At 62.7% G+C, this 14112-nt stretch carries 15 protein-coding genes; 5 read left to right on the top strand and 10 right to left on the bottom strand.

The genetic code is table 11. The annotated features are described in order from the left end of the window. Positions 1 to 4: 4 nt before the first annotated feature. Positions 5 to 1240 carry a hypothetical protein gene (locus tag ACKFRT_RS09285; protein WP_408925087.1) on the bottom strand — a complete coding sequence of 412 codons (1236 nt, stop codon included), beginning with the start codon at positions 1238 to 1240 and terminating at the stop codon, positions 5 to 7. A gap of 154 nt (positions 1241 to 1394) precedes the next feature. On the opposite strand from ACKFRT_RS09285, the gene ACKFRT_RS09280 reads away from it, so the two are divergent. Then, positions 1395 to 2234 (top strand): HAD family hydrolase, encoded by an 840-nt coding sequence (locus tag ACKFRT_RS09280; RefSeq protein WP_408925086.1) that lies wholly within the window; start codon positions 1395 to 1397, stop codon positions 2232 to 2234. Between the two features lies 1 nt (position 2235). Here the strand turns inward: ACKFRT_RS09280 and ACKFRT_RS09275 are convergent, their stop codons facing one another. Further along, positions 2236 to 3033, bottom strand: a complete 798-nt coding sequence (locus ACKFRT_RS09275) for an oxidoreductase (RefSeq protein WP_408925085.1) — start codon at positions 3031 to 3033, stop codon at positions 2236 to 2238. A 116-nt stretch (positions 3034 to 3149) separates the two neighbouring features. On the opposite strand from ACKFRT_RS09275, the gene ACKFRT_RS09270 reads away from it, so the two are divergent. Further along, positions 3150 to 3635: a phage holin family protein gene (locus ACKFRT_RS09270; protein ID WP_408926094.1), complete on the top strand. Its 486-nt coding sequence runs from the start codon at positions 3150 to 3152 to the stop codon at positions 3633 to 3635. A gap of 18 nt (positions 3636 to 3653) precedes the next feature. After that, positions 3654 to 4583 carry an alpha/beta fold hydrolase gene (locus ACKFRT_RS09265; RefSeq protein WP_408925084.1) on the top strand — a complete coding sequence of 310 codons (930 nt, stop codon included), beginning with the start codon at positions 3654 to 3656 and terminating at the stop codon, positions 4581 to 4583. A gap of 58 nt (positions 4584 to 4641) precedes the next feature. Here the strand turns inward: ACKFRT_RS09265 and ACKFRT_RS09260 are convergent, their stop codons facing one another. The 4 genes from ACKFRT_RS09260 to nth are packed head-to-tail and all read right to left on the bottom strand — an operon-like array spanning position 4642 to position 8293. Further along, positions 4642 to 5859, bottom strand: coding sequence for a MarP family serine protease (locus tag ACKFRT_RS09260; RefSeq protein WP_408925083.1), 1218 nt, complete (start codon positions 5857 to 5859; stop codon positions 4642 to 4644). Further along, positions 5856 to 6746 (bottom strand): NUDIX hydrolase, encoded by an 891-nt coding sequence (locus ACKFRT_RS09255; RefSeq protein ID WP_408925082.1) that lies wholly within the window; start codon positions 6744 to 6746, stop codon positions 5856 to 5858. The genes ACKFRT_RS09260 and ACKFRT_RS09255 overlap by 4 nt, the downstream gene beginning before the upstream one ends. Further along, the gene (locus ACKFRT_RS09250) at positions 6743 to 7453 is read right to left on the bottom strand and encodes a TlpA family protein disulfide reductase (RefSeq protein WP_408925081.1); all 711 of its coding nucleotides are present in this window, start codon (positions 7451 to 7453) and stop codon (positions 6743 to 6745) included. Before ACKFRT_RS09250 ends, ACKFRT_RS09255 begins: the two co-directional genes overlap by 4 nt. Before the next feature lie 9 nt (positions 7454 to 7462). After that, entirely contained in the window at positions 7463 to 8293 is an 831-nt protein-coding gene (nth, locus tag ACKFRT_RS09245; protein WP_408925080.1) for an endonuclease III, read from the bottom strand. A gap of 324 nt (positions 8294 to 8617) precedes the next feature. Between nth and glxR the strand changes: the two genes are divergently transcribed. Beyond that, entirely contained in the window at positions 8618 to 9301 is a 684-nt protein-coding gene (gene glxR, locus ACKFRT_RS09240; protein ID WP_296215688.1) for a CRP-like cAMP-activated global transcriptional regulator GlxR, read from the top strand. 53 nt (positions 9302 to 9354) lie between these two features. Here glxR and ACKFRT_RS09235 read toward each other — a convergent pair whose 3' ends face one another. Genes ACKFRT_RS09235 through ACKFRT_RS09220 form a run of 4 tightly spaced genes read right to left on the bottom strand, consistent with a single transcriptional unit; the run spans position 9355 to position 11257 of the window. Next, positions 9355 to 10185, bottom strand: a complete 831-nt coding sequence (locus tag ACKFRT_RS09235) for an MBL fold metallo-hydrolase (protein WP_296215687.1) — start codon at positions 10183 to 10185, stop codon at positions 9355 to 9357. Between the two features lie 28 nt (positions 10186 to 10213). Continuing rightward, on the bottom strand, positions 10214 to 10681 hold the full coding sequence (locus tag ACKFRT_RS09230; RefSeq protein ID WP_408925079.1) for a RidA family protein: 468 nt from the start codon (positions 10679 to 10681) through the stop codon (positions 10214 to 10216). A gap of 25 nt (positions 10682 to 10706) precedes the next feature. Next, complete coding sequence (locus tag ACKFRT_RS09225) at positions 10707 to 10865, bottom strand: DUF4177 domain-containing protein (protein WP_011274258.1); 159 nt, start codon at positions 10863 to 10865, stop codon at positions 10707 to 10709. 17 nt (positions 10866 to 10882) lie between these two features. After that, positions 10883 to 11257, bottom strand: a complete 375-nt coding sequence (locus ACKFRT_RS09220) for a WhiB family transcriptional regulator (RefSeq protein ID WP_296215682.1) — start codon at positions 11255 to 11257, stop codon at positions 10883 to 10885. A 439-nt stretch (positions 11258 to 11696) separates the two neighbouring features. Here ACKFRT_RS09220 and ACKFRT_RS09215 point away from each other — a divergent pair, with 439 nt between their 5' ends. Then, positions 11697 to 13955 (top strand): transglycosylase domain-containing protein, encoded by a 2259-nt coding sequence (locus ACKFRT_RS09215; protein WP_408925078.1) that lies wholly within the window; start codon positions 11697 to 11699, stop codon positions 13953 to 13955. The last annotated feature ends 157 nt before the right edge of the window (positions 13956 to 14112 follow it).

Below are 14112 nucleotides of genomic sequence, written 5' to 3'. Positions count from 1 at the left end.
TCCCCTAGCTAGCCAGCGGCAGTGAGCAACTGCCAACGATTTCCTGGATCTTCTCCCACACCTCACGCACCGGCGCCCGGGCGCGGTCGTGCTTCAACGAACTTTCGATCCAGTACTCGGCCTCGCCTCGATCCAGGGCCGGCGTGCACTGCGCATCGTGGCGAATCACCGCCACGGGAACCTCGTCCATCATCATTGCGGCGACAGCCACGGAAGTAGAGGCCCCGGGAACCTCACGCAACACGATCAATGGCTTAGCCCGGTCGTTTTCCAACATCCGATTGCGCAGCGTACTGGCGGCCGTTGCCCCCTGGATCGTCAACGGGGCGACCAGAACATGCACGTCGGGTTCTGCCTCGCCCCACTGCTCCTCCCATCCAGCGCTGGCGCTATCCGCCACGGGTATACTGCGCCCGCAGTCCACCACCAGGTCGTCCGCATGCATCAGTTTGGCCAACTGGCCAACGTCTACCCCCCTGCCTCCGCTGTGCGCACCGAATGTCGGGTAGCGGTCAGCGTAGATCACGGGAACCGCACCTCCTTCGGCATCGATCTTCTTGCCACCAGCGCTATCAAAGCCCAGCATCAACAGATGGCTGCGCAACTGGTCGAAATCGCAGTCGGCGGGGATCTGGTTTCGGGTTAGGCCCGGCCGCCGTTCCTTACCCAGCACCAGGTCTAGGCCACAAGAGTGCGGGTCGGCGTCTATAAGAACCGCTGGCCTCCCTTCGCAGGACATGTAGTAGGCCAGCTGCGCTGCGAACAAGCTGGACCCGGCGCCGCCCACCGCGGAGCTCACCGCGATGCGTACCGCGTCGTTCGAGCCGATCATCTCCGCCAGTACCATCGCCCCACCTGCGTCTAAAGAGGGCTCCAGCTGATCCACGCGGATCGCCCGCACCAGGCGGTGTCGGGTCAGATCGCTTTCCTTATCGCTCAGCACAATCGCGGAGTTCTGGCAGGTGAAGCCGTCCTTCCGATCCAGCTCGCGGAGCAGATCCGCCGTGGCTTCCTCAGTTCCGTCGTGGACGATCATCGGCCGGCGAGTCACCGCCACGACCATGCGGGCCTCGTTGTTCCACAGCGGATCGCTGATGTCGATAATCACCGGTCGCAGGCTCCCCGCTGCATTCGCGGCCACGTGTGCAGTGGTTGCGCCTGACTTCCTTCTGGTTGCCTTCTTCGCGATTGCCTTCTTTTTTGTTGTTTTTGTCTGCCTTGCTGACTTCCCTGCGCCCATGAACCAAAGGCTCCCAGCTGCGCGCTGGCAAAAGTACCCCTGATTTTTTAGCTGTGGAAAAGTCGGGTTGGCGTCATAAAAAAGGGCCTAGACCCTGTGAATAACCCGAAACCGAAAAAGATTAGAGTGACATAAGTGGCGCAATGTTATTAGAATGACGAATGTGACTCAGCACCAGGACCCACACCGTGCCCCGGGCGCAGAGCGAGTTTTGGCCATTTTCGACCTCGATAAAACGATCATCGATACGTCAGCATCCCTGGCCTACCGCCGCCCGATGGCCGAACGCGGCCTACTCAACACCGGCGAGGTGCTGAAAATGATGGCGATGCTGGGCAATTACATGATCTCGGCACACTCCGAGGACAGCCTGGAATCCACAAAAGATGCACTGACCAGCATCATCAAGGATCGCGAATCCGAACCCCTGCGGCAAGTTGCCCACGACGCGCTGCAGGAAGTGATCACCCCATTCATCTACGCCGAAGCGCGCGAACTCATTGAATGGCACCGCAACATGGGCCACCGCATCGCCATCGTGACGGCCTCCGCCTCTATCATGGTGCAGCCGATTGCCGAGGAACTCGGCGTGGATCACCTCTTCGCCACCGAGCTGGAAGAAAAAGACGGGCGCTTCACCGGCGCTGTCACACACTTCAACAAGGGTCACGCGAAGGTCGAGCGCATCCAGCAGCTCGCCCACGAGCACGGCTACGACCTGGAGAAAAGCTTCGCCTATTCTGACGCCGCCACAGACATCCCCATGCTGGAGCTGGTGGGCAACCCGGTTGCCGTGAACCCGGACCGCCCCCTCAAGAAGCGGGCGACGGAATCCGATTGGCCTATCAAGCAGTTCAACCGCCCGGAACCCCTGTTCCCGCAGGCGGCAGTGATCGCCGGCGCCGGAGCCACCCTGGCACTCCTCGGAATCGCCGCAACCGGCCTGGCATTGTGGTGGCGCGGGCGTGAGGAAGGCGCCGACGGCAGCGGCTAGCTTATTTAGCGTCTGCGATCGACTTGCCCTCCAGCGAACCCTCGGACAGGCCCGTAGCGTGGAACACGATCCACTCGGCCACTCCCTCCGGGGTACCGCTGGCGAATCCCTCGGCCTTTGCCAGGTAGTCCTCGCGCTTACGGTTCCACCACACCTCCGGCACACCCAGGCCACGCGGATCCAGGCCAGTGGCGATGGTCGCCAGGCGAGAACATGCACGCGCGGTCACGCCAGTGGCGTCCGCGAAAGGACGCAACGCCAGCAACTCGCCGTGGATCACCGCAGACAGCACCGTCGCATTCACCTTGGTTCCACCCGTAATGAACTTGCCCAGCAGCTGCAGGCGCGCGTCCGTCGAACGACGCGGGCGGCCCGGCACCAGGAACTCCGCATCGCCCGCAGCCTTCTGACGGAAGGCGGGATCAGACATCTGCGGGCTTGCCACCGCATTGATACGGGCGATGATCTGCAGCGGGGCACGGCGCCACGTAGTGACCGTCTCCGTGATGCCATCCGGAGCCAACAGTTCCGCGGCACGCAGGGCGCCGGCCAAGATTGGGTCCTCCACCTGGCCATCCTCCGGCAGACGCGGGGAGCCACCATCAAGCTGCGCCGAGGCACGCGCCCCGCGCAGCACCGATTCTGCGCCCGTGACATCCCACCCACGTAGGTTCGCGGGGTGGCGGTGCAGGCGCGCCAGGTGATCGTTGGCTTGGGCCACGGCCTCCGGCACTCCGGGCAGCTCGGCCAGTCCAGCGAGCGGGTCGTGCAGCGGGGCTTGCGCAGAATTGTCAGACATATTTAAGACAATAATGCACCCGCGCGCGCATTCTTTGCCGTGGTCTGGCAAACTAGGGGAAGTCAATTAGGTGTAACCCCAGGAGTTTTACAGTGAGCAACAACGATCGCGATGGCATGTTCACCGACCGCGATAGCTTCAACCCGCAGGTCAACGCTATTCCACTGTCCGATGTGGATACTCATGCCAAGGGTCAGGCCAGCATCAGCGATCTGGTGAAGGACGCGTCCGCGCAGGTCTCTTCCCTCGTCCGTTCTGAGGTCGAGCTGGCAAAGACCGAGATCGCTACCTCTGCGAAGAAGGCCGGCATCGGCGCAGGCCTGTTCGGCGCAGCCGGTGTGATTCTGGCATACAGCTCCTTCTTCCTCTTCTTCACCATCGCCGAGGCACTGGATACCGTCATGTGGCGCTGGGCGGCTTTCCTGGTCGTCTTCCTATTCATGCTGGTTCTGGTAGCCATCCTGGCGCTGATCGGCCTGAAGCAGGTCAAGGGTGTAAAGAAGCCGGAGAAGACCATCGAGTCCGTCGGCGAGCTAAAGACCGTCGTCCCGCAGAAGGGCAAGAACGCCTCCTCCGCGCGCCGTCCGGGAATGTACACCTAAATCCCCCGCGCGCCTGAGATGACATCCGAAGATTCTCACGCTTCAGATCCGCACACCCCGCATGCCACTTTCGTGCATTCGCGGGGTGTGCGTCTTCGCGTAGACGTACAAGGCCCGCGCCACGCACCGTTGGTGCTGTTGATCCACGGCTTCGGTGGCGGCGCCTTCGACTGGCATCCGCTGATGCAGCAGCTAGCTGGCGAGGATCTGCGCCTGGCCGCCGTAGACCTGCGCGGTTATGGACGCTCGGATAAGACCCCCCGCGGCTACGACCTCACGACCGCCGCCAGCGACATGGCCGGCGTAATCCGCGGCCTGGGCCACACCACGGCCACTGTCGTCGGCCACGGCTACGGCGGCATGGTCGCCTGGACGTTAGTAGCGCACAACCCGGAGCGAGTGCGCAGCTTCGTCACCCTGTCTTCGGTCAACCCCCTGATGCGCTTCCGCGGCATCCTGGCCCAGCCGTTCTCGCAACCAAACTTTGCCCGCCGCGTGCTATCCGCCCAGCTGCCGCGCCTTCCGGAGCGCAAGCTGTTGGCAGATAATGCCGCGGCCGCCGAAAAGATCTTTAGGGCGGGTGTGGCTCCAGGTTTTAGGGATACGGACGCCTACTTTCAGAACGCCACACTGCGCCGCGAAGCGATGCAAGTGGATAAGGTGGCGCATCTTTCCTGCGAATACCTACGCTGGCCCTTCCGCAGCCGTTTCCGCCCCGAAGGTGTGCGCTTCGAACGCACTTTCCCGGCAACCACGCCAGTGCCACTGCTGGCGGTGGACGGCAACATGGATCCCACCTACGACGAGTCCCTGGCGGAGAAATCCGCCCGGCGTGCAGATACCGCCGAGCTCAAGGTGCTGTACGGCGTGGGGCACTACCCCCATGTAGAAGATCCACCGTGCGTCGCGGAGATCCTCCGCGCACACATCGGCGCCGAGCAGCGCTAGCCCGGCGCGGGCGCCACTCGCTAGCCCGGCGCGAGCGCCACTCGCCAGCCCCGCGCTGTTACTCCGCCACACAGGCGCCCGTCGCCGGACGGCCGTGGTGCGAGGTCACATCGCCGACGTGCTTCATAACTTCCTCGCGCGTCAGGGCGTAGCCCGTATCTTTTTCGTTCATATCCGCGCCGAATACCAGGCCCAACACGTGGCCATCGGTATCGATCAGCGGACCGCCGGAGTTGCCCTGAACCACCGAACCGCGCAGAGAGTATGCCTCGCGCTCCACGCGGGCATCCGCATAAATGTTCGGCCCGCTGACCACGAACTTGTCTCGGATGCGTGCGGGCGTTGCCTGGAACGGGCCGCCGTTCGGGTAGCCCATCACAATCGCATCCTGCCCCTGCTTCCCCACGCCATCGGCCCACTTCATCGGCACATACGGCAAGTCGTCGCTGTGCAGCAGGGCGATGTCCACCTGCGGGTTGTAGTAGGCAACTTCGGCCTTACGCGGGCCGTCCTTGGTTGCCAACGTGACTTCGTTAGTGCCGGCTACCACGTGGGCGTTCGTCATCACCGTATCCTCGGCAATCACCCAACCGGTGCCCTGCAACAGGCGGCTGCACTGATCCGCCTGGCCGACCACACGCAACACGCTGTCGCGGGTGTTCTTCACCGCCGGGGAACGCATCAGTGCGTTATCCGGCGGGTCGACCTCCGCGGTGGGCAGGTTTTCCATCGGATCGGCGATCATCGGGAAGCCCGAGTCGTTGATTAACTGGGAGGTCAGCGCAGGGAGCTGCTTAAACCAGGCCGGCGCAGCGTTGCCTACGGCGCCCAGAACCTTGCTGCCCTTGATGGCTTTGCCGAAGCCACCGATGTTTCCGGCGGCGATGGGCACCAGTATCAACCATACGATCAGCAGGGTCGTAAACACCTGCACGATCGCGCCGACGATGGATTCCGCCCGCAGCGCCTCGCGGGTACGGATGTTATCTCGCAGTCGCGCACCAATACTCGAGCCGATGGCGTAGCCCACCACCACGACGACCGTCACGGTGATCAGCGCGGCGAAGAAGCGGGCACTGTAACTATCTGGGGCCTTCTCCTCCGCCAGGTGCACGGCGACCGGCACCAGCTTCACGCCGAGGTATCCGCCCAGAATCACGCCCACAAAACTCAGCGCTGCGCTGAAACCGCCCTGCCGGTACCCAGACGCCATCGCGCCGATACATACGAATACCAGCACAATGTCGAGGACTGTCGATCCCGTCGCCCCGCTCATGGTGCACCTCCGTTTCTGCCCATCTTGTTGGCTTTGTCGAACCCTTCCCGCATCTCGCCCAGCGCCTCGCCGTTGGCGGAGCCCGCCAGGGTCTCGAAGAGGTTCCACGGCCCCTCGGCGCTACCATCGCCGCCGCTGCACCAGGGCTCTTCCCAGCCCGCGCGGCGCAGCAGTGCGTTAATCACACCCCCGGTGAAACCCCACAGCACTAGCGGGTTCTCTTCCCCGATGTGCAAGTTCCAGGCCGGTCCGCGCCAACCGCCAAAGCCAACCTCAAAGCGCCGTTGCGGGTTCACAAGCTCGCCCAGCGGGTAAGGCTCTACCCAATCGTTTTCGGTTGTGGGGCAGCTTACCGCATGGGGTGTACGCCACCACGCCACCACCGGCACCACCGCAAAGTTGGATCGGTCGATGTAAATCGGCTGCAGCACTGCAAAGGGTTCCACCGTGGCCGGGTCCAGCCCCGTTTCCTCCGCGGCTTCTCGCAGTGCGGTCTCCACCGGTCCAGCGTCTGCCTCCTCCACCCGCCCGCCGGGGAAGGCAACCTGTCCGCTGTGGTTGCGCATGGTCGGCGCGCGGTGGGTCAGCAGCATGGTTGCGTCGGCGGGGATGGCCTGCCTGCCCGAGGCCCCGGCGGGGCTGGAAAATGTGGGGTCGCCAGAAAGAAGAATCAGTACCGCCGAGTAGCGCGGCGGACGGCCGTGTTCGTCGGCCTCCGGCACAATCCGGGCGGAGTCGTTGAGGTACTGGTGAATGTCCACCTCGCGGCAGTCGCTGGCGAATCCGTGCAGCCATGCAGGCAGGTCAGCAGGCAATTCCGGCTGCGTTTGCGCGTGGGCGAGCCACTGTTCAATGTGGCGATTCGAGTGCTGGATGAAATCCGTCATAGGGCTTCTTGCACCGCCTTTTCCATCTCTTCAACACTGTGGAAAGTCTGCGCGTACAGCTTCGCGCGGGTGCCGTCCGGGTTGTAGACCACGGTCAGGGGCACCACCTTCGGCAAGTTCGCCGCGGAATCGAAAGTATGGTTGGAATCCTGAAAGCTCGGCAGGGAATCCACACCCAGATCGCGCAGCATGTCAGCCCCGGCCTGACCCTTCGCGTCCAGGTGCACGCCCACAACGTTCCACTCGGGGTGATCGGCGGCGAGCTGCTGTATCACCGGTAGTTCCTCGCGGCACGGTGCGCACCACCACGCCCACACATTCACCACCGCGGGTTTGCCCGCCAGCCGTTCGGCCAGGGAGTCGGCGCCGTCCTCGCTGTTTCCACCGGTCTCGCCATTCCCTCTGTGTCCGTTCCCCTCCGTGAGGCACGGCAAGCGCACGTCCTTCAGCTCAGCCTGTGGGCTCACGGTTGCCTCCCCGGTACTCTCCGGGCAGTAAACCTCGTTGGCTACCTCGATAGGACTTGCGGGCGTGGGGGCCGAGGTGGCGTCGCTTCCCACAGAAGAGCTAGCCCCACCTACATCGTCCGCGGAATCATCGCGCAGTGCTGCGACGAGCGGCACGCAAGCAATCGCGACGCCGACGACCAACGTGACGGCGATGATGATCGCGCGCGTGCGAGCGGAGTGTTCGACAGGTGCAGACATAACAGAAAATCAGTCTACCTGGCCGCCCGCCCCAAACCCCGCCATATCCAACAGGTGGTCGCGGTCGTCCGATTTAATCATTGTGGACGCCACCTCGGGGTCAGCGGGCCCCGCCAGCCCAAAGCTAGGGCACTGGTGCGCGAGGAAGCAGGCTCCGCAGGCGGCCCGGCGCGAGTGGCAGATACGGCGGCCGTGGAAAATCGCCCGGTGGGAAAAGAGGGTCCATTCCTTACGCTCGATCAACTCCATGAGGTCGCGCTCGACCTGCACTGGGTCCTCGTGCTCCGTGAGTTTCCAGCGGCGAGCCAGGCGCCCCAGGTGCGTATCCACGGTGATGCCCGGGATTCCGAAGGCATTGCCCAGCACCACGTTGGCGGTCTTGCGCCCCACGCCGGGGAGCTTGACTAGTTGCTCTAGTTTGTTGGGGACCTCACCGCCGTGGTTCTCCTCGATCGCGCGACCGAGCCCCACGATGTTCTTCGCCTTGGAGCGGTAGAAACCCGTGGACTTGATGAGCTGTTCGACGTCTTCGAGATTCGCCTCGGCATAGTCGGCGGCGGTGGGATAGGCGCGGAACAGCGCCGGGGTGACAGCGTTGACGCGTTTATCCGTGCACTGGGCAGACAGGACGGTGGCCACGAGCAGCTCGAGGGGATTGCTGAAATCCAGCTCGCAGTACGCATGTGGATAGGCCGTAGCGAGGGTTCGGTTGATCTTCCGGGCGCGGCGCTTGCGGCCCAGCGGGGTCTCCTTACCCTTCGCAGCGATGTGGGAGCCGATACGGGGCAGGGTCGGCTCGACATTCGGCGCGGCAGTCGGTGCGGCAGTCGGTGCGGCCACGGTGGTGTGCGTGGCAGACGCCGCGTGACTGGACTGGGCTGGTTGAGCTAGTTGAGCCGGTTGAGGAGAGTGAGCAGACTGAGCGGAGTGAGCAGATTGACGGGGCACAAATAACCTCCGGGATCGGCGGGCTTTAGATACTGCAGCCGACAGCGGCAGATAATAATATTTTCAAATGTACCTTCACCCAGAATCATGCTGTGACATAGTTGGGTATGATTTAGCAAAAGAGACGTATCATACACATTTAGGCGTGACACACGTTACACGTGTGAGGTGGTCACCCGCGCCACCGCGATGCCAGAAACGGAAGTGAAACTAGGGATGGCAGAAGTATCCGAAATACTATCGAGGGCAGGCATCTTCCAGGGTGTTGAACCCACCGCAGTGCGTACCCTGATCGAACAACTGGATACTGTCAAGTTTCCTCGTGGCACCACCATCTTCGATGAGGGCGAGCCGGGCGACCGACTGTACATCATCATCAGCGGCAAGGTGAAGCTCGCTCGGCATTCGGTGGACGGGCGCGAAAATCTGCTGACCGTCATGGGTCCGTCCGACATGTTCGGCGAGCTGTCCATCTTCGACCCGGGTCCGCGCACCTCGTCCGCCGTCTGCGTGACCGAACTGCACGCGGCGACGATGGATTCCATCATGCTGCACAACTGGATCAATGAGCACCCGGAGATCGCCGAGCAGCTGCTGCGCGTGTTGGCTCGGCGCCTGCGCCGCACCAACAACTCCCTGGCGGACCTGATCTTCACCGACGTCCCCGGTCGCGTGGCCAAGGCCCTACTGCAGCTGGCGAACCGCTTCGGCACCCAGGAGGGCACAGCGCTGCGCGTGCACCACGACCTGACTCAGGAAGAGATCGCCCAGTTGGTTGGCGCTTCCCGCGAGACCGTGAACAAAGCCCTGGCAGAGTTCGCCCACCGCGGTTGGATCCGTCTGGAAGGAAAGTCGGTGCTGATCTCCGACACCGAGCGCCTGGCGAAGCGCGCTCGCTAAACGCTCTAGCGGCGCCCTAATAGCGACCTAGTAGCGCCCTACGGGCGAGCGCTTTAGTTCTCGTCGCCGCGCAGGAAGCGCAGCGTCACGCGAGTGGACTGCGCAGCGGCGTTGCGCAGCACCGGATCCACGTCGGTGTAAATCTCGTCCACAATGTCGTTCACCGAAGCATCGTCGCCCAGCTTCTGCAGGGCGCCCTTCACTTGCTCCAGGCGCTGCTCGCGGCGGTCGATGTACTTCTGTGCAACTTCCGCCAGGTTCGGCTGATCCGGGCCGTGGCCCGGCAGCAGTGGCTTGTTCTGGCCACGCTCACGCAGCTTAGCGAGGGTCTCCAGGTAAGCGCCCAGGTCGCCGTCGGTCTCCGAAATCATGGTGGTGTGACGGCCGGCCAGAGTGTCACCGGTAATGATGCCCTCCACGTCAGAATCGTCGGTACCGCCGTTAGAGTGAATGAAGAACGACACGCAGTCGGACGTGTGGCCTGGGCAGTGAACAACCTCGATGGTGGGGGTCAACCCCTCGAAGGAGATGATCTGCCCATCCTGCAGCTCGTCGGCTGCAATGCAGTACTGCTTATCGAAGGCACGCACCGGCGCACCGGAAATCTGGCGGAAGCGCTGGGCGCCATTGGCGTGATCCGCGTGGCGGTGCGTCAGCAGCACCACGCCGATCTCCGCGCCACCGTCGGTGGCCTTGCTGTTCAGTACGTTCAGGTGGCCTTCGTCCTGCGGACCCGGATCCACCACAACAGATACTGTGTCGTTCTCTCCCTTAATCACCCAGGAGTTCGTGCCCTCCAGGGCAGCGTAGCTGGGGTTCGGCGCGAGTACGACACCGACGTTCGGGGTTACTGGGCGTAGTTGGCTATAAGCGGGGTGCTCCATGCCTCCCAGTGTAGATCGAAGCGCCAAATTATGCGTTGATCTGCGCGACGATTTCAACCTCTACGGGGGCATTTAGCGGCAGTGCGGCCACGCCAACTGCGGCGCGGGCGTGCACGCCCGCCTCACCGAAGATCTCCCCCAATAGTTCGGACGCGCCGTTGATCACGCCTGGCTGTCCGCCGAAATCAGCGGTGGAAGCAACGAATCCGTTCACCTTCACGATCCGCTCGATGTTGTCGATACCCGCCACGTCGTCGATCGCGGCAATGGCGTTCAGCGCGGCGGTGCGGGCGGCATCATAAGCCTGCTCCTCCGTCACGTCTGCGCCGACCAGTCCGGTCACAGGCAGCTTGCCATCTACAAAGGGCAACTGTCCGGAGGTGTAGACAGTGTTGCCGCTTCGCACGGCGGGCACGTAAGCGGCAACGGGCGCAGCCACCGGCGGCAGCTCCAAGCCCAGCTCTTCTAGTTTCTTACGAAAGTTCTGTTCAGCCATGTTTTCTACCGCTTACCCCGTGGACCTACTGCTCCAGCGGGCGCTTCATGTAGGCAACGTGCTGCTCGCCGGTCGGACCGGGCAGCACAGAGACAAGCTCCCAGCCATCCTGACCCCAGTTATCCAGGATCTGCTTAGTAGCGTGAGTAAGCAGCGGTACAGTTACGTATTCCCAGTTAGTCATGGGCACCACTCTAGTGGTTACATCTTAGCCGCGTTGGCAGCCTCGAGCTGGCCTGCGAAAAAGTCCGCCCAGCTGGTGATCTCGGGGTGCTTACGCAGCAGCGCGCGGCGCTGGCGCTCGGTCATGCCGCCCCATACGCCGAACTCTACCTTGTTATCCAGTGCGTCGGCTCGGCACTGCAGCACCACCGGGCAGTGGCGGCAGATGGCCACAGCCTTGCGCTGAGCTGCGCCCTTGACGAATAGCTCGTCCGGATCCACGTTGCGGCAGTGCGCCTGCGTGATCCACTCGCCGCGGTTGTTAAAGGACTCGCGGGTGGTGATCTGTTCAGCAGGCTGGCAGGTCGGCTTGGAGCCGCTATTGACCTTCGTGCGGGCAAGCGATGCAGTCATTTTCTTCCTCCGAAACGTGCCTCCAGCAGGGGCGGCCGTCGCGCCTTGTGCGTCGGTTGTCGTCTATTGCCGCCAACTGCCGTAGAGGCTTGCTGTAGTAGTAATTTTATTCACACGTTTTTAGAAGTGTCGAATAGGTCACATTTTGGGGGTAATTGATATTCACGCGACATTTCCCAAGTATGGATTCAATTGACCTGCGGAAACCGTCCGCTCGCCAGGGTTTACTTCTTGTCTTTTTTGGAGCACCCTTAAGATCCCGCTGGTCAGCCTATCCGCATAACGTGACACGCATCACAATCCTAGAGTTTCTTAAGTGCGCCATCGGTGTAGCGCACCCCGCCTCAGGTGCACATATCTGTAAAGAAAGAGATCACCCCCGGCGGTGGGCGCGTGGGTGTGCTCAAGAAAGAACAAAGGGTTGTCCGGGGCGTGGGTTATGGTGATACGCGTGGAAGCACCGAAGGCATTTTTGAAACTTTTCCTCGCCATCCTGGCCGGTGGCGTGCTACTTGCCGCCGCCATCCTGCCCTTCGCAGGTGCGGGTGGCTGGGTGGTAAACGCCAGTACAGACACGATGAACTCCAACGTGCAGGACATTTCCGAGAACAATTCGGTGCCACTGCGCTCGCGAATCACCGACCGGGACGGCAAAACGATTGCCTGGGTGTACAACCAGAACCGCACGGAGGTGCCGTCGGACAAGATCTCGCAGGCGATGAAAGACAGCATCGTCGCCATCGAGGATCGGCGCTTTTACGATCACAATGGCGTGGACATCCGTGGCACGCTGCGCGCCGCGGCGGCGAACGTATCTAGCGGCGGAGTCTCGGAGGGCGCGTCGACAATTAACCAGCAGTACGTGAAGAACTACCTATGGTTGATCGAGGCGGAAAACGAGGAAGAGGCCGCACAGGCCATCGAAACCTCACTGCCCCGCAAGCTGCGCGAGATGAAGATGGCGGGTGACCTAGACGAAAAGCTGACGAAGGACGAGATCCTCACCCGCTACCTCAACCTGGTCTCCTTCGGAAACAGCGCCTTCGGCGTACAGGCGGCGGCGCAGACCTACTTCGGCGTGAGTGCGGAGAAGCTAAACGACAACCAGGCGGCGTTCCTGGCCGGCATCGTGCAGTCCACCAGCGCACTGAACCCGTACACGAACCCGGAGGGGGCAAAGCAGCGCCGCAATGCCGTGCTACAGGCGCGCGTGACGGCGAAGACGCTTTCGCAGACCAAGGCGGATGAGCTTGCCAACCAGCCACTAGGCGTGCTGAAGAAACCGCGGGTGCCGGAAAACGGATGCATCGGCGCAGGTGGCTCTGGCTTCTTCTGCGACTACGTAATGGAGTACCTGGATAAGAAGGGCATCTCTAAAGACGAGATCGCCAAGGGCGGCTATACGATCCGCACCACGCTGGATCGAAAAGCCCAGAAAAACGCGCAAAAGGCTGCACGCAGCAAGGTATCGCCCGGCCAGGAGGGCGTTGCGGCCGCCACCAACTACATCACTCCGAAGGACGGCAAGCACCAAGTGCTGGCCATGGCCTCCTCCCGCAATTACGGGCTGAGCCAGAAAGAGCGGGAATCCGTGCTGCCGCTGACACACACCCTGCAGGGCCACGGCGCGGGCTCCGTGTTTAAGATCTTCGCGGCCGCCGCGGCCATTGAAGACGGCATGGGCCTGAACACCAACCTGGCCGTCCCTGCCCGCGCAGAGGTCGAGGGCATGGGTGCCGGCGGCGCCGAGGGCTGCCCGCCGAACAAGTACTGCGTGGAAAACGCAGGCTCCTACAAGCCAAACATGACCTTGAAGGAAGCACTGGCAACCAGTCCGAACACGCCCTTCATCGAGATGGCAGAGAAGATCGGAATGGAGCGCATCGTGGACATTGCCATCAAACTGGGGCTGCGCTCCTACAAGGACGAGGGCAGCTTCGACGGCGAACACTCCGTGGAGAAGTACGTCAAGGACAACAACTTGGGGTCGTTTGTGCTGGGTCCCACGGCCGTCAACCCGCTGGAGCTGTCCAACGTGGCCGCTACCCTGGCCCACCACGGCCGCTGGTGCGAGCCACTGCCGGTACTGTCTGTGAAGGACCGCAACGGCAAGAAGGTGGAGTTCGAAGAAGCTAACTGCGAACAGGCCATCGACAAGAAGGTGGCCGACGCACTGGCAAACGGCCTGGGCAGCGACGCGCAAAGCGGTACGGCTGCTGGCTCTGCCCGCGCGGTGGGCTGGAGTGGCCCGCTGGCCGCCAAGACCGGTACGACGGAAACCAGCTACTCTGCTGCATTCTTGGGCTTCACCTCGGGTTGGGCCGGCTCCTCCTACATCTTCAACGACGGTGGCACCGCGAAGAACCTGTGCACCGCGCCAGTGCGCCAATGCAGCAACGGCAACCTCTACGGCGGTAACGAGCCCGCACAGATTTTCTTCGAGGCCTCCAAGCCGATGGTCAAGAAGTACGGCGCCAAGCTGCCGAGCTACGACAAGAAGTACGACAATGGCACGGACCCCGGAAAGTGGAGCGCGCCTGGGGCTCCCGCCTCCGGCGGTGCCGGGGGCACCCCAGCCAACCCGGCGAACCCGGCACCCTCGCCACAGAACATGCCACGCCCAGAGGACGTCGAGATCCCGCCGGAAGTCCGCCGTGGTCTCAATGACCTCGACGAGTTCCTCAACCAGTTCCGCTGACCCGGTTCGCTACTCCGCTCCACTGCACGCCTCCCAACCACCCGCTCCGCAGGGGTTCCGTTGACCACGAACGCAGCTCTCCCGAGCAAAGCGATACCCTGGGGAACGTGAAGAACAATCGTCGGAACTCCTCAGCGAACTCCCCAGCCCAGCCCCG

Source organism: Corynebacterium jamesii, assembly GCF_046097395.1.
GTDB lineage: Bacteria > Actinomycetota > Actinomycetes > Mycobacteriales > Mycobacteriaceae > Corynebacterium.
The sequence above is the reverse complement of the archived record's forward strand: the minus strand, read 5'-3'. Positions and strand labels throughout refer to the sequence as shown.

Bases quoted from the DNA above. Each gene is read 5' to 3' on its own strand.
- ACKFRT_RS09285 (WP_408925087.1), bottom strand. From the start codon at position 1,240: ATGGGCGCAGGGAAGTCAGCAAGGCAGACAAAAACAACAAAAAAGAAG.
- ACKFRT_RS09280 (WP_408925086.1), top strand. From the start codon at position 1,395: ATGACGAATGTGACTCAGCACCAGGACCCACACCGTGCCCCGGGCGCA.
- ACKFRT_RS09275 (WP_408925085.1), bottom strand. From the start codon at position 3,033: ATGTCTGACAATTCTGCGCAAGCCCCGCTGCACGACCCGCTCGCTGGA.
- ACKFRT_RS09270 (WP_408926094.1), top strand. From the start codon at position 3,150: ATGTTCACCGACCGCGATAGCTTCAACCCGCAGGTCAACGCTATTCCA.
- ACKFRT_RS09265 (WP_408925084.1), top strand. From the start codon at position 3,654: ATGACATCCGAAGATTCTCACGCTTCAGATCCGCACACCCCGCATGCC.
- ACKFRT_RS09260 (WP_408925083.1), bottom strand. From the start codon at position 5,859: ATGAGCGGGGCGACGGGATCGACAGTCCTCGACATTGTGCTGGTATTC.
- ACKFRT_RS09255 (WP_408925082.1), bottom strand. From the start codon at position 6,746: ATGACGGATTTCATCCAGCACTCGAATCGCCACATTGAACAGTGGCTC.
- ACKFRT_RS09250 (WP_408925081.1), bottom strand. From the start codon at position 7,453: ATGTCTGCACCTGTCGAACACTCCGCTCGCACGCGCGCGATCATCATC.
- glxR (WP_296215688.1), top strand. From the start codon at position 8,618: ATGGCAGAAGTATCCGAAATACTATCGAGGGCAGGCATCTTCCAGGGT.
- ACKFRT_RS09235 (WP_296215687.1), bottom strand. From the start codon at position 10,185: ATGGAGCACCCCGCTTATAGCCAACTACGCCCAGTAACCCCGAACGTC.
- ACKFRT_RS09230 (WP_408925079.1), bottom strand. From the start codon at position 10,681: ATGGCTGAACAGAACTTTCGTAAGAAACTAGAAGAGCTGGGCTTGGAG.
- ACKFRT_RS09225 (WP_011274258.1), bottom strand. From the start codon at position 10,865: ATGACTAACTGGGAATACGTAACTGTACCGCTGCTTACTCACGCTACT.
- ACKFRT_RS09220 (WP_296215682.1), bottom strand. From the start codon at position 11,257: ATGACTGCATCGCTTGCCCGCACGAAGGTCAATAGCGGCTCCAAGCCG.
- ACKFRT_RS09215 (WP_408925078.1), top strand. From the start codon at position 11,697: ATGGTGATACGCGTGGAAGCACCGAAGGCATTTTTGAAACTTTTCCTC.